Source organism: Bacillus massilinigeriensis, assembly GCF_900111815.1.
Classification (GTDB): domain Bacteria; phylum Bacillota; class Bacilli; order Bacillales; family Cytobacillaceae; genus Mesobacillus_C; species Mesobacillus_C mediterraneensis.
In genome coordinates, this window is the sequence record NZ_LT630004.1 from 2910656 (window position 1) to 2933448 (window position 22793).

Sequence of the window (22793 nt, forward strand, 5' to 3'; positions counted from 1 at the left end):
AATTTCTCTATATTAATATTCAATCGTAATGATGGGTGTGCCAACTACAACGGTAGTCTTCCCGCCCATATCATTTGTTTTCCTGAGTCCAAGCTGCAAATTCATCTTATGTTCATGCGTCAACGATGTGTCGAACAAAGGCGAAAAAGCAGATGCAGAAAGGAAGGTTTTCTCGTCCAGCCCCTCCAGTTCTCCGGCTTTAAATGCCTTTAACATTTCGTTCTTTAAAATAGGCAAAGACTTATTCATCTTATCATTGGTTTCGCCTTTCACACAAGCAAAAACTTTTGCATTTTCTCGAAAAATGTCAAATATTCTGCCGTTCACCTTTGTTTCCACAAAGTTTTCCGCCTGGGCATCCCACGAATGACCTCTGACCTCATACATGATATACGTATGTACTTTGCCTTTCATGTCCGTCGGAATGATTTTTATCCGCTCACTCCGTCCTGAAGAATTCAGCTTTGCCGTAACGGCAACACCTTCTTCCTTCCATGTCCAGCCCGGAAACTTCTCTTTCAATCCGGAAACCACCCGAGCAAAATCCTCGTTTGTTTTAACATCTTCCATGTTTTCCCTTGCGTATAATGACCAGCCATTGATCATAATATGTTCGTCCTCAAGGACTGAAGCCATCATGGAAAGTTCTTGTCCTGATTGTGCTACAGTCGTTCTATTCCCAGCCTGGAATACAGTGAAACCAATCATGGCAAAAATTGATATGGACAGCAATATTTTTCTCATCTCCGCAACCCCTCCCCTTAATACCATTTTTACCATAGTGAGGGAGACCATACTTGGGAAATGTCGTCACTTTTTGACATAAGATTTGCACAGCAACTGGTCCGGGTGTTTAAAAAGTTTGCGATATTTATCACATACTAATGCACGAACACAAAGACAATCATACTCAATATAACACGTTTTGAAAACATGTATGAAGACCTAATTTTTTACCAAATTGCCATTTGAAAAAAAGATTCATAGTTTCATTGGAATATTGCAGGCAATTGGCGGGATAGAAACAGGTAATCAAGGAAAAAATTGCTGACAGCTGACCCTAACGCCACAGACAGGAATACATAAAGAATCCTTGCTTGGAATACGCGGTTAGGCTTGAGCAGCTTCTCGAACTGGATCGCCTGAAGCGTCCACCATGCAATTGCGATAAAGATAAGGTGCGAGATAATTCCAAGCAGCGCATTTGCATCAAATTCGTTGATCATCTTCTTTCCCCTTCCATTGTCTTACATCAGGCATTTTAGCCAGTTAGAAGACATGAACTACCATTAGTATAGACGAAAACAGACGATAAAAGTTTCATTTATCAATAAAAAAGAGTTCGACAAAATTGCCGAACTCTTTCTCTCTATAAAACCCCTATGTTTTCATGATCCGCGCAGGCTCCCCCAAGCCGGCAGGACCATCTTTCAGTCACTATTCCCCAGCTATCCCCATAACCGGGAAACAGCTATTTCTTCCTCCTGAACTAAGCCAGGAAGTCAAGAAACGCTTTGAAATTACTTTCCAAAAATCCGTACGCCAGCTGCGGCATGATTCCGAATAAAATCGTTGCGGCTGCAGATACGATGATTGCAACAGCTGTCCCAGGCTGAATCGCAATTTTTTCATGATGCGCAGCAGGCCGGAAGAATATTTGCGTCATGATGCCAAAATAATAGAAGTACGAGACAACTGTTGTCGCAATCATGATCGATACGAGTACATAATGTGCCGGACTCACCATGAGGGCGCCGATGAATATCTGGATTTTACCGATAAATCCAGCCGTACCCGGAATCCCTGCAAGCGAGAGCAAAAAGATTGCCATCGCTACCGCAAGAAGCGGCGAGCGGCGGTAAAGCCCTGCAAAATGGCTGATGTCTTCTGTCCCTTCCTTCATCGTAAGGAGCTGAATGATCGCAAATGCCCCCACATTCATGAATAAGTACGCAAGCAGATAAAACCAGATGGCTTCGAACATGACGAACGACATTGCCGAGAAAGCAACGAGAATGTAGCCTGCATGCGCGATGCTCGAATAAGCGAAAAGCCTTTTAATGCTGCGTTGCCTCAGTGCAATGACGTTCCCGATAATCATCGTCGCTCCTGCAAGGAAGCCGATGTAATCCTGGTTCGCGAACAGAAACGTTTGCGAATACTCGCCATCCACTGGCAGCGCTGTAAAGACGGTAAACATGATGCGAATTAAAATCACAAAGCCCGCAGTCTTCGAAACAACGCTTAGGAATGCGGTAACCGGGGTCGGCGCCCCTTCGTATACATCCGGCGCCCACATATGGAACGGCGCTGACGCAAGCTTGAAAGACAGACCGACGAAAATCATCAGGAAAGCAAGGCCAAGAATGTACACTTGCTGCGAATCATCCACATTCAATAAGGCAGCGGCAATTTGCCGCAAGTTCGTCGAACCTGTCATGCCAAATACATAGCTCATTCCGAACAGCGTAATTGCAGTGGAAATTCCCCCATTGATGACATACTTCATTGCCGATTCATTCGATGCAGTGTTTTTCTTCCTTATTCCTGCAAGGATATAGGAGGAAATCGAGAGCAGTTCTAGACCGATGAACAATGTAATCAAATCGCCGCTTGATGACATCATCATCGCGCCGAGAAGCGCTGTTAAAAACAAGTAGAAAAACTCGCCCCTATACTCTTCCATTCCTTCGTTTGGCTTATAATCGATTGCCAGCAGCATCACGAGGCCTGCACCTGTAAGAAGGAGCAGCTTGAACGCCTTGCCGAAGGAATCCAGCCGGAAAGTTTCCAACAGGATGGAGCCTGTTTCATTGTCGAGCAGGAATACGAGACTGACGATTGCAGCGACAATTCCTGCAAGCCCGAATAGACCGAGTACTTGCCGGTTTATTTTTTTCGGAAGGAACAAATCCAGCACTGCCAGAATAGTTGCCGTTCCAAGGATTAGGAATTCCGGAGCCATCAAGCCCCAGTCAAATGAAAGCAATTTGTCCATATCCATCTCTCATCAACCCCCTAACCCTAGCAAGACAGACTTTAACGGTTCGCTCAGCACGGTTGGATACACGCCGATCAGCACGATAAGACATGTTAGCACGACAACAGGTGCCCATTCGTAGGAACGAAGGTCTCTGATTCCTGGGAATTCCCGATCCACCTTGCCGTAAGTGATTGCAAGGACTGCACGGAGCAAGTAGACTGCTGTCATGATTATGCCGAGTGTGCCGACAGCGGCGAGCCATGGCCACACTTTGAACAGACCGAGGAATGCCATGAATTCCGACACGAAGCCTGACATGCCAGGCAGTCCGAGCGATGCCATTGCCGCAGCAAGCAGGAAGCCGGAAGCGACAGGCATTCCCTTGGCCATTCCGCCAAGCTTGGAAATATCGGATGTATGCGTCCGCTCGTAAATAATGCCAACAAGGAAGAACAATAGCGCTGAAATCAAACCGTGCGATACGACCTGGAACATTGCCCCCTGTACACCGGCCTCATTCCATGCACCTAGGCCGATCAGCACGATTCCCATATGGGAAATGGATGAGTAGGCCAAGACCATTTTGAAGTCCTTCTGAATAAAGGCTAGGAACGCGCCGTACAGAAGGTTGACGACTCCGAGAACCGCAATCCAGAAGGCAATCTCCTTGAATTGGTCCGGGAAGATCCCTATCCCAAAACGGATAAGACCGAATGCTCCGATTTTCAGCAAGATTCCTGAGTGCAGCATGACGATGGATGGCGGAGCTTCCACATGCACGCGCAGCATCCAGCTGTGAAGCGGGAAGATCGGCAGCTTGATGCCAAAAGCCATGATCAGCGCGATCAGCAAGCCGTATTTCAATGGCCCTGACATTGGTGCAGCAAGCTCTGAATTCGCCACATTCACGAGCGTTTTCAGTGCTTCGATATTCGTCGTACCAGTGCGCGCGAACAGCACCATAATAACGATGAGCAAGATTGCCGAGCCCAACCCGTTGTAGATCAGGAAGCTGTATGCTGCCTTTTCTTTTTCAAAAAAGCCCCACTTCCCAATCAGGAAGAACATCGGAATCAGCGTCATTTCAAAGAAAACAAAGAATAGAATCAAGTTTTGCGCCGTAAAGACGCCTAGCATCCCGATCTCCAAGAGAAGGAAAAGCATGAAATAACCTTTCCATTCCTTTTTAATATGAAAGGATGCAATCGCCGCAAGCGTGGACAGGATGGCAGTGAGCACGACCATCATCAGCGCGAAACCGTCGATGCCAAGCTCATATTGGACCGTGAAGAACGCTCCCCCTGTCTCCGGGCTGTTTCCGAAGCGAATCCAGTTTGCCTTCTCGGAAAAATCAGCGAGGTCCTTCCCGCCGAGGTAGGAAGCATATGCCATCAGCGCAAGCAATGCTGACGGAAGCGTAGCGAGAAAGCCTAAAAGCTTGATGCTCCTCTCTCCTTCTTTCGGCATGAATGCAAGCAAGAGAATCCCGATCAGCGGAGAGAATACTAGCAAACTTAAATAATAGGTTTCATTCATTATAGGTAACCCCCTGTCAGGGCAAAGATGAGCATCAGAACAGCAAGACCGGCAAACGCAATCGCGCCGTATGTCTGCACTTGGCCGCTCTGGATTTTCGATCCTGTTTTTCCGAGGGTCTGCACAAGCGCCGCAACCGTCTTCATGATGCCTTCGACAAGGAAGAGCTCAATAAATCGAAGGAACAGGCTGACTGCTTTTGCGCCGTAAACAAACGTATAATGATAAAGTTCATCAATGTAGTACTTATTCTTAAGCACATTATAGGTAAGCGGTACCGACGTAATCAGCCCATCACGGCTAATCGCCCGTTTGCCATAGATAAGATAGGCAAGCAGAATTCCTGCAAGCGATACTGAAGTTGCCACGATCATAATCCATGCAGGTCCTTCCACATGTCCATGGCCTAGAGCGCTGTTGCCTTCCACAAGCCAGTCACCAAGGAACGTGCCGAACCATGGAGTATTCACATAACCTGCGAATATTGCCAGGATGCCAAGAACCGCCATCGGCCAAACCATCGAGCCAGGCGACTCGTGGACTGCTTTATGATGGCTGCGCGCTTCTCCCATGAACACCATGAAGAAGAGCCGGAACATGTAAAAAGCAGTGAAAAATGCCGCAATGACAGCAAGCCAGAATAGCGTCGTGTTTCCGTGTTCCCATGCAGCAATGAGGATCTCATCCTTGCTGAAAAATCCGGAGAACAGCGGAACACCGCTGATTGCCAGCGTTCCAATTAAGAAAAGCGGACCCGTAAAGCGCAGCTTTTTCCACAAGCCGCCCATTTTTTCGATATCCTGAGTATGAACGGCATGAATGACGCTGCCTGCAGCAAGGAAGAGCAATGCCTTGAAGAAAGCGTGGGTCATCAGGTGGAACACCCCTGCCACATAGCCGGCAGAGCCAAGCGCAAGCATCATATAGCCTAGCTGGCTTACAGTTGAGTAAGCAAGCACTCGCTTGATATCTGTCTGAACAAGCCCGATGCTTGCAGCGAATATCGCTGTAAATGCACCGATGATTGCGACGGTCATCATCGCCGCCTCACTTGCCGCAAACAGCGGGAACGTTGCAGCTACAAGATAAACACCTGCCGCTACCATCGTTGCAGCGTGAATCAACGCAGAAACAGGCGTCGGTCCTTCCATCGCATCCGGCAGCCATGTGTGCAGCGGAAACTGACCAGATTTACCGACCGCTCCGACAAAGATCAAAATGGCTGTCAAGGTAATCATCGTCCCGGAAAGCTCCCCGCCTCGGACCGCAGCGAAGATTTCGTCGTATTCGAAGCTGCCAGTCTCCCAGAATAAGAGAATCATCCCAATCAGAAGGCCGACATCCCCGATGCGCGTCATGATGAAAGCCTTCATTGCCGCATGCTTCGCGCTTTCCTTGTAAAAATAAAATCCAATCAACAGGAACGAACCGAGTCCGACTAGCTCCCAGAATATATACGTCTGGAGGAGGTTCGGCGACAGTACGAGGCCGAGCATGGAAAACGTAAACAAGCCCAGATAAGCATAATAGACCGGAAAGCGCTCATCTCCATGCATATAGCCCTTGGAATAAATATGTACCAAAAAGCTGACGAGCGAAACGATGACGAGCATCAGTGCATTTAATTGATTTACTTCAAAACCCGCTGTTAATTGAAGGTCCCCTATCGTGAGCCATACGGCTTCCGCTTTAAAAGTCGGTCCGGACAGGCGTTCTATCAGCACGTAGACAGACAGAGCGAGGGACGCAAGCGTGAGCAGGATGCCTGCAGCAGCACTTGCCTCCTTTAGCCGCCTGCCGGCTAAAAGAAGAACAAGGAACGATAGCAGCGGGAATAGCGGAATGAGCCATGCAATCTCCATCTATATCACAATCCCCTTTTTATGACGCAGCAATTTTTCTATTTTTCCGCGTCTTAGTGGGCCCGCTTGAAGCGGGGCTATTAGTCTGTTTGCCTTTCGTTGCGCAAAGGAAGAGACCTTGGCGGTGCGAATTGCCCGCCTTTAATGCTTCAGCTGATTCATTTCGTCAATATTGACCGTCTTTCTGTTGCGGTAAAGCGCGATGAGAATCGCAAGTCCCACTGCAGCCTCCGCTGCGGCAACGGCAATGGCAAACAGCGCGAACACTTGGCCGTTAATCGACGGGGCAGGTCCATATTTGCTGAAGGTAACAAGATTGATATTGACCGCGTTCAGCATCAATTCAATCGAAATGAGCACAATGACGGTATTCCGCTTTGTCAGCGCGCCGTACAGCCCGATGCAAAAAAGAATCAGCGCAAGGGCGAGGAAGGCCGAAACAGGTATATTGCTCATTTTTTATCCTCCCCCTTCCCGCCATCATCTTTCCGGGCAAGAATAATCGCACCGACAAGCGCCACAAGAAGGACGACCGACGTTAATTCAAATGGAATGATGTAGTCGGAGTAGAGTGCGAGTCCAATCTGCTCCGTATTTTTTACATGAAGCTCACTAGGCTCCGAGGCAAAGTCCAGATCATAAATGCCGATATAAACTGCTGCCCCAAACGCAAGCACTCCGAGGAACATAAATACCTTTCTCCATCCTATTCCCTTTGCTTCGCTCTCGTCGTTATGCTTCGTGAGCATGATGCCGAAAAGCATGATGATGGTGATGGCTCCAGAATAAATCAAAATTTGCACAGCTGCCAGGAACTCGGCGGAAAGCAGGACATAAATCCCTGCAATGCTGACGAATGTAAAGACGATCGCGACGACCATATGGACGACCTTCGTTAAATTCAGCAGCAGAACGCCTCCCATGATGGCGGCTAGCGCAAGTGCGATGAATGCAATGAATTCTCCCGATAGCATCATGCCTTATTCACCTTCCGTATGTTCTCGTCGTTTTCATCGAGCCACTGGAGGTTCTTGAACAGTTCATCCCGGCTGTATTCGGCGAGTTCAAAATTATTGGTCATGACAATCGCTTCCGTCGGGCATACCTCCGTACATAGATCACAGAGGATACAAATCTCGAAATTGATGTCATACGTATCAATGATTTTCCCTTTTTTCGTCGGATCCGGGTGCTTTTTACCCGTCAGCTGGATGCAATCTGTCGGGCAGATATTCGCACACTGATTGCAGACGATGCATTTTTCCGGATAGAATTTTTGAATCCCGCGGAATCTGTCGGGAAGCGGAAGCGGTTCCTCCGGGTAATTGTATGTCACTTTTTCCCGGGTCAGGTTCTTTAAGGTATAGGATAACCCTTTTAACAATCCCAGCACGTATATTCACCCCTTGTAAAAAGTCTCGGGCACTGTTTTTTAAAAAGCATTCAGCAGTTCCTTCAGCAATGCCGTCAGGAAGATATTGGCGAGGGCAACCGGCAGCAACACTTTCCAGCCAAACTCCATGAGCTGGTCGGCGCGGACACGTGGGAACGTAACCCTGAACCATATTAAAAGAAAGACGACAACGCTGAATTTCAGTGCAAACCACACCGCGCCAGGAATGAACCCGAGGAACGGAAGCGGCAGCCATCCGCCTAAGAACAGGACGGTGATGAGCGATGCCATTGCAAAGAAATAAACGTACTCCGCAAGCATAAAGAATGCCCAGCGGAAACCCGAGTATTCGACGTGGAAGCCTGCGACAAGCTCCGACTCCGCTTCAGGAAGGTCGAATGGGGCACGGTTCAGCTCAGCGACCGATGCAATCAGGAATACAATGAACGCGATTGGCTGCAGGATAATGAACCAGCCGTCTTTCTGAGCCTCAACGATTTCGTTCAAGTTGAGACTTCCCGAAAGCAGGATGATGCCAAGAACGGACATGACGAGCGGGATTTCATACGAAATCATCTGCGCGGCTGCCCGCATCCCTCCGAGAAGGGAGTATTTATTGTTCGAAGCCCAGCTTCCCGTAACAATTCCTATTGTAGTAAGGCCGGAAACAGCGATATAATACAGCAGTCCAACACCGATGTCGGCAAACTGCAGCGAGTCGGTGAACGGGATGGTCGCAACAACCATGAAGGCCGGTGCAAATGCAATCGCTGGCGCCAGAATGAACAGCGGCCTGTCAGCAAGCTTCGGTATTGTGTCTTCTTTTAACAGCAGCTTGAGGACGTCTGCAACAGTCTGGAGCAGTCCCCAGCGTCCGCCTACCTGATTCGGGCCGTGGCGCAGCTGCATGAATCCCATGACTTTCCGCTCAGCAAGGATGGCATATGTAACGAATCCAAGGATGACGAACAAGAATACGGTAGCGAGCAAAAAGAAAATCCCGAAGTTTGCCAGGCTAGGGCTGGAGTACAGCAGGTCTTGTATCATTATCCGTCTACCTCCCCTAGGACGATGTCAATCGCCCCAAGAATAGCAATAAGATTTGCGATGTTCTCGCCGACCAACAGCTTTGGCAGAATTTGCAGGTTATAAAAGGACGGACGGCGGAACTTCAGCCGATACGGTTCTTTTTTCCCGTCGCTAGCGATATAGCAGCCGATTTCCCCGCGCGGCGACTCGATTCGGACAAAAGCTTCGCCCTTCGGAGCCTTGATGATCTTCGGCACTTTTGCCATAATCTCGCCTGCTCGCGGGAATTGCTCGACAGCCTGCTCGATGATTTTCAGCGACTCTTCAATTTCCGCGAGTCTGCATTCGTAGCGGGCCCAAGCATCCCCGCCTTCGCGGCTGATGACATCAAAGTCAAACCGGTCGTAAATCGAATATGGCTCGTCTTTTCGCAGATCCCATTTTATCCCGGTACAGCGGGCATTTGCGCCACTCAATGAGTACTGCAGTGCATCTTCTTTTGTATACCTGCCGACGCCTTTCACCCGGTTGATAAAAATTTCATTCCCTGTTACGAGCTGGTGGTAGCCCTTCAACTGCTCTCTCATGTAAGGAACAAATTCCGCTACTTTTTCGATCCAGCCTTCCGGAGCATCCCATTTCACCCCGCCGACCCGCATATAGTTGAAGGTCAGGCGAGCGCCAGATAATTCGTTGAGCAGATTAATAATCATTTCCCGTTCGCGGAAAGCATACAGGAATGGGCTTACTGCTCCAATATCAAGCAAGTATGTTCCCCACCAGACAAGGTGGCTGGCGACCCTGTTGAGCTCCATTGCTAGGACCCGGAGATACTCGGCTCGATCAGGCACCTGGATTCCCATCATTGTCTCGACAGCATGGCAGATGACGTAATTATTTGTCATCGAGGAGATATAGTCCATCCTGTCTGTATACGGAATAATTTGCGTATATTGCAGATTCTCCGCTAATTTTTCTGTCCCGCGGTGCAGGTACCCGATCACAGGTTTCGCTTCCGTGATAATTTCCCCGTCAATCTTGACGACTAGTCGAAATACACCATGGGTACTCGGATGCTGCGGGCCGACGTTCAAGAGCATTTCTTCCGTGCGAATCACCGGCTACACCTCCACATCATACGGTTCATAATCTTTTCTCATCGGATATCCTACCCAGTCTTCCCCCAGCAGGATCCGGTGGAGATTCGGGTGTCCGGTGAAGGTAATGCCAAGCAAGTCATACGCTTCGCATTCCGGCCATTCCGCCCCTGCCCATAGCGGCTGGAGCGACTCAATCACAGGCTCGCTTCGGTCAAGCTTGACCTTGAGGGCAAGTGGCTGGCGGTTTTTATATGAATATAAGTGCACATAGATTTCCATATGCGTTTCAAAGTCAGTGCCATGCAGTTCAGAAAGGTAATCAAAGCCTAGCCGTTCATTGTACTTCAGGAACTGCGCGACTTTATAGTAAGCTTCCTTCTTCACAACGATGGTCGGAACATCCTTTGAAAGACTGTTAATATACGAATCTTCCAGCACCTCGCTGCCGAGATGCTCCCCGATAATCTTGACATATTTATCAAGAAGAGGCTGGTTTGGCGACGGTACTTTCTCCTCTCCATGCTCCTCTGCAGCTTTTCCTGCGGAAGCTGCTTTTGCCTTCGCGGCTGCGGCTGCGGCAGCTTTCGACTTCGCGGCTGCAATCGCTTTCGCTTTCTCATCGCCCGAGCAAGCGCTTCCAGCGGCTTTCGACTTCGCGGCAGCTGCGGCCTTTGCTTTCGCTGCTGCAGCGGCTTTTTTCTTCGCTAAGTCGTCTGCTTCCCCAGCTGGCGGCGTTTCTGAGTCTGACTCTTTCGCTTTCATTTTCGCGAGTGCGGCAGCCTTTGCTTTCGCTGCTGCAGCGGCTTTTTTCTTCGCTAAGTCGTCTGCTTCCTCAGCTGGCGGCGTTTCTGAGTCTGACTCTTTCGCTTTCATTTTCGCGAGTGCGGCAGCCTTTGCTTTCGCTGCTGCAGCGGCTTTTTTCTTCGCTAAGTCGTCTGCTTCCTCAGCTGGCGGCGTTTCGGTATCTGCTTCTTTCGCTTTCATTTTCGCGAGTGCAGCAGCCTTTGCTTTCGCGGCTGCAGCGGCTTTTTTCTTCGCTAAGTCGTCTGCTTCCCCAGCTGGCGGCGTTTCTGAGTCTGACTCTTTCGCTTTCATTTTCGCGAGTGCGGCAGCCTTTGCTTTCGCTGCTGCAGCGGCTTTTTTCTTCGCTAAGTCGTCTGCTTCCCCAGCTGGCGGCGTTTCTGAGTCTGACTCTTTCGCTTTCATTTTCGCGAGTGCGGCAGCCTTTGCTTTCGCTGCTGCTTCTCTCTTCATTTGTTCTAAATCCTTCTCCCCGCTCATCGATTAGATCACCTGCTTCCCGGTCTTCGCCTCGTAACGGATTTTTTCTTTCAATTTATTAATCCCGTAAATCAATGCTGCCGGATTAGGAGGGCAGCCTGGGATATACACGTCAACAGGTACGATTTGGTCGACACCTTTGACAACAGAATACGACTTCACATATGGACCTCCAGCCGTTGCACACGAGCCCATCGCGATGACCCACTTCGGTTCAGGCATTTGGTCGTACAGCCTGCGCACAATCGGAGCCATTTTTTTCGTAACAGTTCCAGAGACAATCATCACATCGGACTGACGCGGCGACGTCCTGAAAAAAGAACCGAAACGGTCAAGGTCGTAATGTGATGAACCGACGCCCATCATTTCGATCGCACAACAAGCAAGCCCGAAAGTCATCGGCCATAGGGAGTTGCTTCGAGCCCATGCCTTAACCTGTTCGAGCGTTGCTAAAAACACATTCCTGCGAAGCTCTTCCATCTCTTCCGGTGATATGTTCTCCAGTTTCAAATCCATTTAAGCACCTTCTTCTTCCAGGCATAGATGAGTCCGATGAGCAGCATCACTACGAAAATAAGCATTTCTACCAATGCAAAGATGCCAAGCTTCTCATAGGCAACAGCCCAAGGATATAAAAATACTGTTTCAACATCGAAAATAACAAACATCAGAGCAAAAATATAATAGCGCACATTGAATTGAACCCTTGAATCATGGAACGGCTCAATCCCGCTTTCGTAGGTGGTATACTTTGATTCCAGCGGCTTATAAGGCCGGAGGAGCTTACCAAAGAATAAAGCAACCACAGGCAGCAAAACTCCGAGACATAGGAACACAAAGACTATTAAATAGTTATTTTGATATAAATTCAAAAGTTCCATGCCCATCCCTCCATTGTTAGGAAATATTCACACAATACAATTATGTAACCGATACCAATTATATCATTGTTACAAATGTGTGTCGATAAACCCTCCGGTTTCTGATGAATTTTATTAAAATATTTAGATAGTTCTCTAATAGTTGAAAAACATTGTCATTTAGAGGGTTTAAGAACACTATTGTTATGCTGTAAAAAGGAACATCCTCTACCATAACTAGTCTGAAACACAAGGATTTATGCAGGATAAATATAGAGGGTTTATGTCTAGGGGATTAGGACCTGAGAGTCAGATCGCTGGACAAGACTGGGTGGTGCTCGATACTTTTTTTAGCCTTCTGTATCGGCGATTGGTTGGTTTTATTCAACATTGTCGCTTTGCTGCTAGCCTCCGGAGCGCCCGTTCCCCGTTCCAGCCCGCCACAACGGCGTTTGGTTGATTTCCGGCTGAAGTTGGTTGATTTCTCTTCTGCTTTGGTTGATTTTTGCACAAAACTGGCTGATTTCCTCCTCTTTCTGGTTGATAACTCAAAATGGTTGGTTGATTTCATTCAAAATCGTCGCTTCGATGCAAGCTTCTGGCGCGCTCGAACCCCGTTCCAGACCGCCACACCGGCGGTTGGTTGATTTTCGGCTGAAGTTGGTTGATTTCTCTTCTGCTTTGGTTGATTCTTGCACCAAGCTGGTTGATTTTCTCCTCTGTTTGGTTGATAACTCAAAACGGTTGGTTGATTTCATTCAAAATCGTCGCTTTGCTGCTAGCCTCCGGAGCGCCCGTTCCCCGTTCCAGACCGCCACAACGGAGTTTGGTTGATTTCCGGCTGAAGTTGGTTGATTTCTCTTCTGCTTTGGTTGATTGTTGCACAAAGCTGGTTGATTTCCTCCTCTGTTTGATTGATAACTCAAAATGGCTGGTTGGTTGGTTTTATTCAAAATTGTCGCTTCGATGCAAACTTCCAGCACGCTCGAACCCCGTTCCAGACCGCCACAACGGCGTTTGGTTGATTTCCGGCTGAAGTTGGTTGATTTCTCTTCTGCTTTGGTTGATTTTTGCACAAAGCTGGTTGGTTTCCTCCTCTGTTTGATTGATAACTCAAAACGGTTGGTTGATTTCATTCAAAATCGTGCTTCGATGCAAACTTCCGGCGCTCCCGAACCCCGTTCCAGCCCGCCACAACGGCGTTTGGTTGATTTCCGGCTGAAGTTGGTTGATTTCTCTTCTGCTTTGGTTGATTTTTGCACAAAACTGGCTGATTTCCTCCTCTTTCTGGTTGATAACTCAAAATGGTTGGTTGATTTCATTCAAAATCGTCGCTTCGATGCAAACTTCCGGCGCGCTCGAACCCCGTTCCAGACCTTCAAAACGGCGTTTGGTTGATTTCTCTTCTGCTTTGGTTGATTTTTGCACCAAGCTGGTTGATTTTTGCACCAAGCTGGTTGATTTTTGCACCAAGCTGGTTGATTTTTGCACCAAACTGGCTGTTTTTCGCCCCCGAGCTTAGTTGATAACTCAAATAAGCCTGCTGTTTTCGCCCCCGAGCTTTGTTGATAACTCTAGATAGCTGGGTGATCCCCCTAAAAATCGCCGCTTCCACAGCAAACTTTCTGCACGCTCTACCCACGTTCCAGCCCGCACGCCTGACCCACAACTGAACACCTGCACCATCCCCCTCACCCCAACAAAAAAACACCCGCCTCCATGGCAGGTGCTCCAATTGCTCTTTCATTCTATTATATTTTAAACTGGTCGACGGTTTGGTCGAGGTCCTTTGCAAGATCGTCGAGAGCAGCGGTGAGTTCGGCGACAGTTTGGAAGGATTCTTCCTGCATGTCGGTCGAAGCAGCGACTTCGCGGGAAATATTTGCTGTTTCCTTTGCCAAGTGGGAGAATTCTTCGAGAGAAGCAGTAATTTCCTGGGAGCTCGCCGACATTTGTTCCGTGATGGCGGAAACGTCGGTGATCTCGTGGCTCACTGATTCAACCGCACTCATGATGGAGCTGAATCTTTCTCCGGTCTGACTGATGGCCTGGCTGCCGCTTTCGACTTCTTCCGTACCCTTTATCATCATGGCAACGGCTTCTTCAATTCTGATGCGGAATCTGTTCAGCAAATCGGTTATTTGCGCAGTTGATTTCTTTGACTCTTCAGAGAGCTTCCGAACCTCTTGTGCAACAACAGCAAATCCCTTTCCATGCTCGCCTGCGCGTGCCGCCTCAATCGCTGCATTCAACGCAAGGAGATTCGTCTGGTCCGCGATACCCTTGATCATTTCGACGCTTGTCCCGATTGACTTCGCCTGTTCGCCAAGCTCCCCGATCATTGCCGCGGATTCGTTGACAGTTGATTTTACCCCATCAATTTGGCTGATGACCGCGTTGAGCCCCTCCAATCCGCTGCGAACCTGCTGACTCGCATCGTTGGACTGCTCGCTTACCCCGGCTGCTGCCTCGGCAATCCGCTGGACACCAATGGCCATTTCATCGATCGCACGAGCGGTTTCCTCTGTCCTGACAAGCTGGGTGTCCGTCGCAGAGGCCACTTCCCTAATTCCTTTTACAACACTGTCGTTTGTCTCAATCGCATTGGACATTTTTTCACCGATGTCCCGCGATGAAGACACGAGGCGGCCGGAGGAATCTTGGATACTTTCGACCATTGTGCTCATTGTTCCAATCATGTTTTGGAAGGATTCCGTCACTAGGGCAATTTCATCTTTTCCATTCGCCTTGATGCCTGACACCGTTTCCCGGGAATCGGAAAAATTACCTTCTGCCATTAAACTTGCAGCTTCGGCGATTGTTTTTAGCGGACTAAGCCTGCGGTTTAGCCACAAGCCAAGGACAAGAATGACAGCTAAAATGATTCCAGCACTGACAGCAAGCGACATTGGTAGTACACTCTTGTTCACTTCCGTTGTGATTCTGCCGATTGATTCGGCACCGATATCCACTCCAAGGATCCCGATCATTTTGCCTTCATGCATAATCGGCACGAATGCAGAAAGATAGTCGCCGTACTCCGGGTCCTTCACAATTCCGGTCATCGCTGTTTTGCCCTCAAGCGTTGGCTCGATATCTTCAAAAGTGGTGGCGGTTGTCGGTGTATTGATTTCACCCGCGTTTTTGAACGTTCTCGGTGCACCATCCACCATGAAATAAACTTTCCGTTTCTCCGGGTCTGCCTTTAAGGTATAGACATACTTTGCACCGGAGCTTTTGCGAAAAGCATTCAGTTGGTTGCGCACCATCCAATACTTCTGGTCCATCTCTTCATTCTTTAAAAAATCAGCATATCTCTCCGTGTCCATTGAAGCTTCCATTTTCTTGACGTTCTCCACACTAAAATTGGAAATGGTCGATTCCACTGCGTCGCTCGTGCTCTTGTACATTGCAGCAATGCTGCCGACAAGGATAAGCAGCATTCCTAAAACCATTGCAATAATGATTTTCCCGCTAAGCCTTTTCATCCTACTCCTCCTCATGGAAGTAAATTGCCACTACTCGTATTTATCGGCAACTAGATGATAAATGTTTAGACAATTTGCCCACTACGAAAAAAACACTTCCAGGATTAATCCAGAAAGTGCTTTTTTCGTAAAAATTATCTTTCCTTTGCAACGGAAATGCGATTGATGGCCCGCTGAAGAGCAAGCTCGGCACGCCTGAAATCGGTATGCTGCTGCTGTCTTTCGCGGAGGCGCTGTTCAGCACGCTCTCTTGCGCGAAGGGCGCGTTCAACATCGATTTCCTCCGATTTTTCGGCTGCCTGGGCAAGGATGGTCACTTGGTCTGGGCGGACTTCAAGGAAACCGCCGCTGACTGCTACTATCTCTGTTTGATTGGCGTTTTTCATACGGACAGCGCCAACTTGCAGGGGCGCAACCATTGGAATGTGGCCTGGGAGGATACCCAGTTCACCGGATTGCGCTTTGGTGCTGACCATTTGCACATCAGACTCATACACCGGCCCATCGGGAGTAACAACACTGACTTTAATCGTCTTCATTTTTTACCCTCCTGGTCCGTGATTAGACCTCTACACCCATACGTTTTGCATTTTCGATAACGTCTTCAATACGTCCAACCAGGCGGAAAGCATCCTCCGGAAGATGGTCGTACTTGCCTTCAAGGATCTCCTTGAAGCCTTTGACAGTTTCTTTAACAGGTACGTAAGATCCAGGCTGGCCTGTGAATTGCTCAGCCACGTGGAAGTTTTGAGACAAGAAGAACTGGATACGGCGCGCACGGTGAACGACTAGCTTATCTTCGTCAGAAAGCTCATCCATTCCGAGGATCGCGATGATGTCCTGAAGTTCTTTGTAACGTTGCAATGTTTCCTGAACTTGGCGGGCAACGCTGTAGTGCTCTTCCCCAACGATGTCAGGAGAAAGCGCACGAGAAGTTGATGCAAGCGGGTCAACCGCAGGGTAGATACCCATTTCAGAAAGCTTACGCTCAAGGTTCGTTGTTGCATCCAAGTGGGCGAAAGTTGTTGCCGGAGCCGGGTCAGTGTAGTCATCGGCTGGAACGTAGATCGCCTGGATAGAAGTAACGGAACCAACGTTAGTGGAAGTGATACGCTCTTGAAGCTTACCCATTTCCGTAGCAAGTGTCGGCTGGTAACCTACCGCTGAAGGCATGCGGCCAAGAAGGGCGGAAACCTCAGAACCTGCTTGAGTGAAACGGAAGATGTTGTCCATGAAGAACAGAACGTCTTGTCCTTGCTCATCACGGAAGTATTCAGCCATTGTCAGACCTGTCAGGGCAACGCGCATACGCGCACCCGGCGGCTCATTCATCTGGCCGAATACCATTGCTGTTTTCTTAATAACGCCGGAGTCAGTCATCTCGTGGTAAAGGTCATTACCTTCACGAGTACGCTCGCCTACACCAGCAAAAACGGAGATACCGCCATGCTCCTGGGCGATGTTGTTGATAAGTTCCTGGATAAGAACCGTTTTTCCTACACCCGCACCGCCGAAAAGGCCGATTTTACCGCCTTTTAGGTATGGCGCAAGAAGGTCAACTACTTTAATGCCTGTTTCAAGGATTTCTACCTCTGTAGAAAGCTGCTCAAAAGTAGGAGCTTCACGATGGATAGAATCGCGGCGTGCTGCTGATTCAATTGGAGAATCGAGGTCGATAGTGTCACCCAATACGTTGAATACACGGCCAAGAGTAACATCACCAACCGGCACGGAAATTGGCGCACCAGTGTCCACAACTTCCATGTTACGCTGAAGTCCGTCGGTAGAAGCCATCGCGATAGTCCTTACTGTATCGTCACCGAGGTGAAGGGCTACTTCAAGGGTTAAGTCGATGTCTACTTCTGTTTCATTTTGCGCTTTATTAACGATTCTCAAGGCATTATAGATTTCCGGAAGGCTGCCGCTTTCGAACTTTACGTCAACGACCGGACCCATAATTTGGAGAACGTATCCTTTGTTCATCTTTTTCCCTCCTATCAAACTCGTTACAATATATACATCATGATGGGATGCGGCATGAGAGCCACATCCCGGAAAGTTCTTTTTTCTATATCCTCTTGGAAAAATAACACGGCATTTCTCGGGAAATAACCGCTATTTCCAAGTTTCCCTCTACTCGAGTGCGGCTGCACCGCCGACGATTTCGGTGATTTCCTGGGTGATTGCTGCCTGCCGCGCACGGTTGTATTTCAAGCTGTATGAACTGATGAGTTCATTTGCATTATCCGTGGCATTCCGCATTGCAGTCATCCTCGCAGCATGCTCACTTGCCTTGCTGTCAAGGAGTGCTCCGTAGACAAGACTTTCTGCATACTGTGGCAGGAGAACATCCAAAATTTCTTCAGCGTTCGGTTCAAATTCGTAGGAAGTAAGCTTTGCAGGAACATCCAGGTCCGATAAAGGAAGAAGTTTCTTCGAAGTTACTTCCTGTGAAATGGCACTGATATAGTGGCTGTAGTAAATGTATAGCTCATCGAAAGTTCCATCAGAGTACATGCCAACAGCGTTGCTGGCAATCTCTTGGATTTCGGCAAAAGCTGGCTGATCCGCGATACCGCCGATTTCAAGCACAACATTCATGCCGCGCTTCGCAAAAAAGTCACGGCCAACACGGCCGATCGCAATAATTGCGAATTCATCATTCGATTTATGACGACTTTGGATATCCTGGTATACCTGGCGGATGACGTTACTGTTGTATGCACCTGCCAATCCGCGGTCGGAAGTAATAACAAGATAGCCGGTTTTTTTGACGGGACGTGAAACAAGCATAGGATGGCTTGCGTCCGTGCTTCCCATCGCAATTGATCCGACTACTTCCTGGATTTTTTCCATGTATGGCACAAATGCCTTCGCATTCATGACACCGCGGTTCCACTTAGCAGCGGAAACCATCTCCATCGCCTTTGTAATCTGGCTTGTCTTCTTAGTAGAAGTAATCTTGGATTTTATATCGCGTAAAGATGCCATAGGTTCTCACCACCCTTTATCAAAGAATGAACAGCATGGCGCAGGATGCTTTCGGTTCATTCGAATCCTCTTGCATCCTGACACATGCCTTTATGCTAGACCGTAATTATTATTTTTCAGAAGTTGCGAACGTCTTCTTGAAGTCATTAATTGCCGAAGCCATGTCTTCGTCGGAAGCAAGTTCCTTCGTAGTAGCAATGTGGTCAAGCAATTCTTTGCGGTTGTGATCCAACCATGTATGGAATTCTGATTCAAAGCGGCGGATATCCTCCAACGGTACATCGTCAAGGAAGCCGCGAGTAAGTGCATAAAGGATTGCAACCTGCTTTTCAACTGGCAGCGGCTTATGCAAATCTTGCTTCAATACTTCAACTGTACGCGCACCACGGTTCAGTTTCGCTTGAGTTGCTTTGTCAAGGTCAGACCCGAACTGAGCGAAAGCTTCTAGCTCGCGGTAAGACGCAAGGTCAAGACGCAAAGTACCGGAAACCTTCCTCATCGCTTTGATCTGTGCGGATCCGCCTACGCGGGATACGGAAAGACCAGCGTTGATTGCCGGACGTACGCCGGAGAAGAAAAGGTCAGATTGAAGGAAAATCTGTCCGTCAGTGATTGAGATAACGTTCGTCGGGATATAGGCGGAAACGTCCCCTGCCTGTGTCTCGATGAACGGAAGGGCTGTGATGGAACCAGCGCCTTTTGCATCGCTAAGCTTCGCAGCACGCTCAAGAAGGCGGCTGTGAAGGTAGAATACATCCCCTGGGTAAGCTTCGCGGCCTGGAGGACGACGAAGAAGCAAGGAAAGTTCACGGTATGCTGCCGCTTGCTTTGACAGGTCATCATATACAACAAGGACATGCTTGCCTTCGTACATGAAGTGCTCTGCCATGGAAACCCCTGCGTACGGTGCAAGGAACAATAGCGGTGCAGGCTGTGATGCAGAAGCCGTTACGACGATGGAATAATCCAATGCGCCGTATTTACGGAGTGTTTCAACAGCGTTACGTACTGTTGATTCTTTTTGGCCGATAGCAACATAGATACAAATCATGTCCTGGCCTTTTTGGTTAAGAATCGTATCGATCGCAACAGATGTTTTACCTGTCTGGCGGTCACCGATGATCAATTCACGCTGTCCGCGGCCGATAGGTACAAGCGCATCGATCGCTTTAATACCTGTTTGCAGCGGCTCATGAACGGATTTACGATCCATAACGCCAGGAGCGTTATATTCAATCGGACGTGTTTGTGTTGTGTTGATTGGACCAAGACCGTCAACCGGCTGTCCAAGCGGGTTGACTACGCGGCCAATCAGTTCGTTTCCAACAGGAACTTCCATGATGCGGCCGGTACGGCGAACCTCATCGCCTTCACGGATGTCTGTATAAGGTCCGAGAATGATGATACCAACGTTATTTTCTTCCAGGTTTTGCGCCATACCCATGACGCCATTCGAAAATTCAACAAGCTCTCCAGCCATGACATTGTCGAGGCCATGAGCACGGGCGATACCGTCACCGATTTGGATAACAGTACCTACATCACTCACTTGAATTTCCGCCTGATAGTTTTCGATTTGCGATTTTATCAGCGCACTAATTTCTTCAGCTTTGATGCTCATGAGTTTCACCCCTATCTACGAATCTTAGCCTAGCAATTTGCGTTCGAGACGATCGAGTTTACCGCGAAGGCTACCGTCAAAAATGCGGTTGCCGATGCGCAGCTTCGCGCCGCCAAGCAAATTAGGATCTGTAATGTTTTGAATTTGAAGCTTCAGTTTGCCAACTTGTGGGGCAAAACCGAGCGAGATGGCCTCTTCTTGAGGGCCGGTCAGCGGCTGTACCGTATAGACGACTGCTTCAGCAATGCCTTTAGACTCGTTTGAAAGCTCAATGTACTTGTCCGCAACCTCCGCGATTTGGCTCTCGCGATGGCGGTCAACAAGAATCATCAGGAGATTCTGAACGAAAGGGCTTGCAGAAGCAAAAGCCTGTTTCAACAGTTCCTTTTTCTTTTCAAGCGTAAGCTTTGGGGAACTTAACACGGATGTCAGGCCGGGATTGTTTTCAACTACCTGTTTCACTACGCGGAGTTCTTCTTCCACTGTGCCGGCAGCCTGATGCTCCGAGGCAACCTGGAAAAGAGCCTGCGCATAGCGCTTTGCTAATTGTGGGTTGCTCATCGACGCTCTCCTGCCTCTTGGATATAATCGTTAATGAGCTTCTCCTGGTCTGCTGCACTCAATTCTTTCTCGATCACTTTCGATGCGATCATGACAGACAGGGAAGCCACTTGTTCACGGATGGCAGCAACTGCCTGTTCTTTTTGCGTTTCAATTTCAAGCTTCGCAGCTTCCTTGATACGCTCGGATTCCGCGCGTGCAATGCTGATGATTTCATCGCGCTGCAAGTCGCCTTGTTTCTTCGCATTTTCAATCAAAGCAGAAGCTTCTTCGCGAGCCTGCTTCAGCATTTCGCGCTGCTCTTCGACATGCTTCGCTGCATCGGCACGGCTTTTCTCCGCCGCTTCGATTTCGCCTGCTATATGCTGTTCACGTTCTTGCATGATGCCCATCAACGGACCCCATGCGAACTTTTTAAGCAATGCCAACAAGATGATGAATATGACTAGCTGGAACAGAATATCGCCGCCATTGAATTGCAAGCCGCCTCCATGCTCCGCTGCGCCTAATACTAAACTATTTGTTAACACCCTCGATTCACTCCCTTCAAGAGTCTTTCCCTGAAAAAAGGGATGGGACCCGATTACCGGTTCCTTTTTTTATATATGCATAACCGAAAAGTTGTTAGGACATAAATGAATGGCGAAGGTTCGCTTGGAATGATCTTCGCCATCGAAAAACGACAATTGTATTAATTACCTTCCCAATACCATGAACGCGATAACAACCGCGATGATCGGAATCGCCTCAACCAACGCTACCCCGATGAACATAGTAGTTTGAAGCATACCACGAGCTTCAGGCTGACGTGCAATACCTTCAACTGTACGAGATACGATAAGACCGTTACCAATACCGGCACCAAGTGCTGCCAAACCAATTGCGATTGCTGCTGCTAAAAGACCCATTACTAAGTTTCCTCCTTTTGTGTATGAAAAAATGTTTTTTTAATAGTTTTATACCTGTTTGGAACAGGTAATATATTAATGGTCGTCGCTTACTTTATGCGCAAGGTAAACCATTGTTAACATTGTGAAGATAAAGGCTTGGATTGCCCCGATGAAAACGGAGAAGCCTTGCCATGCGAGCATCGGGATTGCTGCGGCAATGTTGCCGAAAGTCCCTGTCGCCAGTCCGCCTGCAATCAGGCTGAGCAGGATTTCCCCTGCATAGATGTTTCCGTAAAGACGAAGGCCGAGAGTGAGCGTGTTCGCAAACTCCTCGATAATTTTGATTGGGAACATAAACCAGAACGGCTTGAAGAATTCTTTGCCGTAGGCTGCAGTTCCTTTTAGCCTAACACCGTAATAGTGGGAAAGCCCCACCACCATTGTGGCTAGCGTTAGCGTTACGACAGGATCTGCTGTCGGAGATTTCCACCACAGCTCGTGGTTAACGACGACTGAAAATGGAAGACCAAGCATGTTGGATACAAAGATGTACATCATCAATGTAATACCAAGGACGTGGAATCTTCCGCCATCCTTCCAGTCCATTGTGCTGTTGATAATCCCTTTAACAAAATCCATTACCCATTCCATAAAGTTCTGGATTCCTGTCGGTTTCATCGCAAGCCTACGTGTGGAAAGAACAGCGATGATAAAAACAATGGCACTTGCCACTGTGATCATCAAAATGTTTGCCAGGTTGAAATTCAGCCCTAAAAACTCTTTTATTGGAGCTCCATGTTGCACCAGTATTCACCTCTCTTCCCCGCTATCGACTCTGCAAAGACTGGATCTTAAAATCTATCATAATGACAAAATAGGCTGTCATTAATCCCAAAACCACGCTGATCAAATGAAACTCTTCCGGATATTCGAATGCGATGAGAACAGCAAGTCCTGCTGAAGCCATCCGCGAAACCGTACCGAGCGATCTGACCTTTTCTCCTCTTAACAGCTTATCGCCAAATCCTGAAGTTCTCCTGGCTAACAGCCAGAGGTTGAACAGGCTGAGGGCTGTACCTAAAATCAGTCCCGCAAAGACTGATTTATACTCGGTGAAACCCCATCCGAGCACGTAAAGAGATAATAAAAAAAATATGTATTTCCTGTATCTTTGAAACATGACATTGATTTCCGGCAT

Annotated in this window: 26 protein-coding genes; 2 read left to right on the plus strand and 24 right to left on the minus strand. The window is 48.3% G+C overall.

The genetic code is table 11. The annotated features are described in order from the left end of the window. Positions 1 to 12: 12 nt before the first annotated feature. The 13 genes from BQ5796_RS15040 to BQ5796_RS15100 all read right to left on the minus strand — a co-directional run bounded on the left by BQ5796_RS15040 (position 13) and on the right by BQ5796_RS15100 (position 12065). Entirely contained in the window at positions 13 to 744 is a 732-nt protein-coding gene (locus BQ5796_RS15040; protein ID WP_071460957.1) for a YwmB family TATA-box binding protein, read from the minus strand. Between the two features lie 245 nt (positions 745 to 989). Next, positions 990 to 1226 (minus strand): DUF1146 family protein, encoded by a 237-nt coding sequence (locus BQ5796_RS15045; RefSeq protein WP_071460958.1) that lies wholly within the window; start codon positions 1224 to 1226, stop codon positions 990 to 992. Positions 1227 to 1489: 263 nt separating this feature from the next. Next, positions 1490 to 3004, minus strand: a complete 1515-nt coding sequence (gene nuoN / locus BQ5796_RS15050; RefSeq protein WP_071460959.1) for an NADH-quinone oxidoreductase subunit NuoN — start codon at positions 3002 to 3004, stop codon at positions 1490 to 1492. Between the two features lie 6 nt (positions 3005 to 3010). Then, positions 3011 to 4519: an NADH-quinone oxidoreductase subunit M gene (locus BQ5796_RS15055; protein ID WP_071460960.1), complete on the minus strand. Its 1509-nt coding sequence runs from the start codon at positions 4517 to 4519 to the stop codon at positions 3011 to 3013. Next, positions 4519 to 6381 (minus strand): NADH-quinone oxidoreductase subunit L, encoded by a 1863-nt coding sequence (gene nuoL / locus BQ5796_RS15060; RefSeq protein WP_071460961.1) that lies wholly within the window; start codon positions 6379 to 6381, stop codon positions 4519 to 4521. The genes BQ5796_RS15055 and nuoL overlap by 1 nt, the downstream gene beginning before the upstream one ends. A 141-nt stretch (positions 6382 to 6522) precedes the next feature. Continuing rightward, positions 6523 to 6837: an NADH-quinone oxidoreductase subunit NuoK gene (nuoK, locus tag BQ5796_RS15065; RefSeq protein ID WP_071460962.1), complete on the minus strand. Its 315-nt coding sequence runs from the start codon at positions 6835 to 6837 to the stop codon at positions 6523 to 6525. Then, positions 6834 to 7358 carry an NADH-quinone oxidoreductase subunit J gene (locus BQ5796_RS15070; protein WP_071460963.1) on the minus strand — a complete coding sequence of 175 codons (525 nt, stop codon included), beginning with the start codon at positions 7356 to 7358 and terminating at the stop codon, positions 6834 to 6836. Before BQ5796_RS15070 ends, nuoK begins: the two co-directional genes overlap by 4 nt. Further along, on the minus strand, positions 7355 to 7774 hold the full coding sequence (nuoI, locus tag BQ5796_RS15075) for an NADH-quinone oxidoreductase subunit NuoI (RefSeq protein WP_071460964.1): 420 nt from the start codon (positions 7772 to 7774) through the stop codon (positions 7355 to 7357). Before nuoI ends, BQ5796_RS15070 begins: the two co-directional genes overlap by 4 nt. A gap of 39 nt (positions 7775 to 7813) precedes the next feature. Continuing rightward, positions 7814 to 8821 (minus strand): NADH-quinone oxidoreductase subunit NuoH, encoded by a 1008-nt coding sequence (gene nuoH / locus BQ5796_RS15080; RefSeq protein WP_071460965.1) that lies wholly within the window; start codon positions 8819 to 8821, stop codon positions 7814 to 7816. Continuing rightward, complete coding sequence (locus tag BQ5796_RS15085; protein ID WP_071460966.1) at positions 8821 to 9921, minus strand: NADH-quinone oxidoreductase subunit D; 1101 nt, start codon at positions 9919 to 9921, stop codon at positions 8821 to 8823. Before BQ5796_RS15085 ends, nuoH begins: the two co-directional genes overlap by 1 nt. Before the next feature lie 3 nt (positions 9922 to 9924). Further along, positions 9925 to 11184: an NADH-quinone oxidoreductase subunit C gene (locus BQ5796_RS15090; RefSeq protein WP_071460967.1), complete on the minus strand. Its 1260-nt coding sequence runs from the start codon at positions 11182 to 11184 to the stop codon at positions 9925 to 9927. A 3-nt stretch (positions 11185 to 11187) separates the two neighbouring features. Then, positions 11188 to 11700: a NuoB/complex I 20 kDa subunit family protein gene (locus BQ5796_RS15095; RefSeq protein WP_071460968.1), complete on the minus strand. Its 513-nt coding sequence runs from the start codon at positions 11698 to 11700 to the stop codon at positions 11188 to 11190. Further along, positions 11691 to 12065 carry an NADH-quinone oxidoreductase subunit A gene (locus BQ5796_RS15100; protein WP_071460969.1) on the minus strand — a complete coding sequence of 125 codons (375 nt, stop codon included), beginning with the start codon at positions 12063 to 12065 and terminating at the stop codon, positions 11691 to 11693. The genes BQ5796_RS15095 and BQ5796_RS15100 overlap by 10 nt, the downstream gene beginning before the upstream one ends. Positions 12066 to 12521: 456 nt before the next feature. Here BQ5796_RS15100 and BQ5796_RS17975 point away from each other — a divergent pair, with 456 nt between their 5' ends. Then, positions 12522 to 12878, plus strand: a complete 357-nt coding sequence (locus BQ5796_RS17975; protein ID WP_141769946.1) for a hypothetical protein — start codon at positions 12522 to 12524, stop codon at positions 12876 to 12878. 93 nt (positions 12879 to 12971) lie between these two features. Next, positions 12972 to 13442: a hypothetical protein gene (locus BQ5796_RS17980; protein ID WP_141769947.1), complete on the plus strand. Its 471-nt coding sequence runs from the start codon at positions 12972 to 12974 to the stop codon at positions 13440 to 13442. On the opposite strand, the gene BQ5796_RS15120 is transcribed toward BQ5796_RS17980, so the two are convergent. The 11 genes from BQ5796_RS15120 to BQ5796_RS15170 all read right to left on the minus strand — a co-directional run bounded on the left by BQ5796_RS15120 (position 13423) and on the right by BQ5796_RS15170 (position 22793). Further along, a complete protein-coding gene (locus BQ5796_RS15120) occupies positions 13423 to 13686 on the minus strand; it encodes a hypothetical protein (RefSeq protein WP_141769948.1) in 264 nt (87 codons plus the stop codon). The genes BQ5796_RS17980 and BQ5796_RS15120 overlap by 20 nt on opposite strands. Positions 13687 to 13795: 109 nt before the next feature. Continuing rightward, positions 13796 to 15532, minus strand: coding sequence for a methyl-accepting chemotaxis protein (locus BQ5796_RS15125; RefSeq protein WP_071460974.1), 1737 nt, complete (start codon positions 15530 to 15532; stop codon positions 13796 to 13798). A 134-nt stretch (positions 15533 to 15666) separates the two neighbouring features. Then, a complete protein-coding gene (locus tag BQ5796_RS15130; RefSeq protein WP_071460975.1) occupies positions 15667 to 16071 on the minus strand; it encodes a F0F1 ATP synthase subunit epsilon in 405 nt (134 codons plus the stop codon). A gap of 22 nt (positions 16072 to 16093) precedes the next feature. Beyond that, entirely contained in the window at positions 16094 to 17515 is a 1422-nt protein-coding gene (gene atpD, locus BQ5796_RS15135) for a F0F1 ATP synthase subunit beta (protein ID WP_071460976.1), read from the minus strand. 150 nt (positions 17516 to 17665) lie between these two features. Further along, entirely contained in the window at positions 17666 to 18523 is an 858-nt protein-coding gene (locus BQ5796_RS15140) for a F0F1 ATP synthase subunit gamma (protein WP_071460977.1), read from the minus strand. 109 nt (positions 18524 to 18632) lie between these two features. After that, positions 18633 to 20144 carry a F0F1 ATP synthase subunit alpha gene (gene atpA, locus BQ5796_RS15145; RefSeq protein WP_071460978.1) on the minus strand — a complete coding sequence of 504 codons (1512 nt, stop codon included), beginning with the start codon at positions 20142 to 20144 and terminating at the stop codon, positions 18633 to 18635. Between the two features lie 24 nt (positions 20145 to 20168). Then, positions 20169 to 20705, minus strand: coding sequence for a F0F1 ATP synthase subunit delta (locus BQ5796_RS15150; RefSeq protein WP_071460979.1), 537 nt, complete (start codon positions 20703 to 20705; stop codon positions 20169 to 20171). Next, positions 20702 to 21235, minus strand: coding sequence for a F0F1 ATP synthase subunit B (atpF, locus tag BQ5796_RS15155; protein ID WP_071460980.1), 534 nt, complete (start codon positions 21233 to 21235; stop codon positions 20702 to 20704). Before atpF ends, BQ5796_RS15150 begins: the two co-directional genes overlap by 4 nt. Positions 21236 to 21400: 165 nt before the next feature. Beyond that, positions 21401 to 21613, minus strand: a complete 213-nt coding sequence (atpE, locus tag BQ5796_RS15160) for a F0F1 ATP synthase subunit C (protein ID WP_071460981.1) — start codon at positions 21611 to 21613, stop codon at positions 21401 to 21403. Between the two features lie 75 nt (positions 21614 to 21688). Beyond that, positions 21689 to 22399 carry a F0F1 ATP synthase subunit A gene (gene atpB / locus BQ5796_RS15165; protein ID WP_071460982.1) on the minus strand — a complete coding sequence of 237 codons (711 nt, stop codon included), beginning with the start codon at positions 22397 to 22399 and terminating at the stop codon, positions 21689 to 21691. A 22-nt stretch (positions 22400 to 22421) separates the two neighbouring features. Beyond that, positions 22422 to 22793 carry an ATP synthase subunit I gene (locus BQ5796_RS15170; RefSeq protein WP_071460983.1) on the minus strand — a complete coding sequence of 124 codons (372 nt, stop codon included), beginning with the start codon at positions 22791 to 22793 and terminating at the stop codon, positions 22422 to 22424.

Coding starts and splice junctions, on each gene's coding strand:
- BQ5796_RS15040 (WP_071460957.1), bottom strand. CDS start 744: ATGAGAAAAATATTGCTGTCCATATCAATTTTTGCCATGATTGGTTTC.
- BQ5796_RS15045 (WP_071460958.1), bottom strand. CDS start 1,226: ATGATCAACGAATTTGATGCAAATGCGCTGCTTGGAATTATCTCGCAC.
- nuoN (WP_071460959.1), bottom strand. CDS start 3,004: ATGGATATGGACAAATTGCTTTCATTTGACTGGGGCTTGATGGCTCCG.
- BQ5796_RS15055 (WP_071460960.1), bottom strand. CDS start 4,519: ATGAATGAAACCTATTATTTAAGTTTGCTAGTATTCTCTCCGCTGATC.
- nuoL (WP_071460961.1), bottom strand. CDS start 6,381: ATGGAGATTGCATGGCTCATTCCGCTATTCCCGCTGCTATCGTTCCTT.
- nuoK (WP_071460962.1), bottom strand. CDS start 6,837: ATGAGCAATATACCTGTTTCGGCCTTCCTCGCCCTTGCGCTGATTCTT.
- BQ5796_RS15070 (WP_071460963.1), bottom strand. CDS start 7,358: ATGATGCTATCGGGAGAATTCATTGCATTCATCGCACTTGCGCTAGCC.
- nuoH (WP_071460965.1), bottom strand. CDS start 8,821: ATGATACAAGACCTGCTGTACTCCAGCCCTAGCCTGGCAAACTTCGGG.
- BQ5796_RS15090 (WP_071460967.1), bottom strand. CDS start 11,184: ATGAGCGGGGAGAAGGATTTAGAACAAATGAAGAGAGAAGCAGCAGCG.
- BQ5796_RS15095 (WP_071460968.1), bottom strand. CDS start 11,700: ATGGATTTGAAACTGGAGAACATATCACCGGAAGAGATGGAAGAGCTT.
- BQ5796_RS15100 (WP_071460969.1), bottom strand. CDS start 12,065: ATGGAACTTTTGAATTTATATCAAAATAACTATTTAATAGTCTTTGTG.
- BQ5796_RS17980 (WP_141769947.1), top strand. CDS start 12,972: ATGGCTGGTTGGTTGGTTTTATTCAAAATTGTCGCTTCGATGCAAACT.
- BQ5796_RS15125 (WP_071460974.1), bottom strand. CDS start 15,532: ATGAAAAGGCTTAGCGGGAAAATCATTATTGCAATGGTTTTAGGAATG.
- BQ5796_RS15130 (WP_071460975.1), bottom strand. CDS start 16,071: ATGAAGACGATTAAAGTCAGTGTTGTTACTCCCGATGGGCCGGTGTAT.
- atpD (WP_071460976.1), bottom strand. CDS start 17,515: ATGAACAAAGGATACGTTCTCCAAATTATGGGTCCGGTCGTTGACGTA.
- BQ5796_RS15140 (WP_071460977.1), bottom strand. CDS start 18,523: ATGGCATCTTTACGCGATATAAAATCCAAGATTACTTCTACTAAGAAG.
- atpA (WP_071460978.1), bottom strand. CDS start 20,144: ATGAGCATCAAAGCTGAAGAAATTAGTGCGCTGATAAAATCGCAAATC.
- BQ5796_RS15150 (WP_071460979.1), bottom strand. CDS start 20,705: ATGAGCAACCCACAATTAGCAAAGCGCTATGCGCAGGCTCTTTTCCAG.
- atpE (WP_071460981.1), bottom strand. CDS start 21,613: ATGGGTCTTTTAGCAGCAGCAATCGCAATTGGTTTGGCAGCACTTGGT.
- BQ5796_RS15170 (WP_071460983.1), bottom strand. CDS start 22,793: ATGCCGGAAATCAATGTCATGTTTCAAAGATACAGGAAATACATATTT.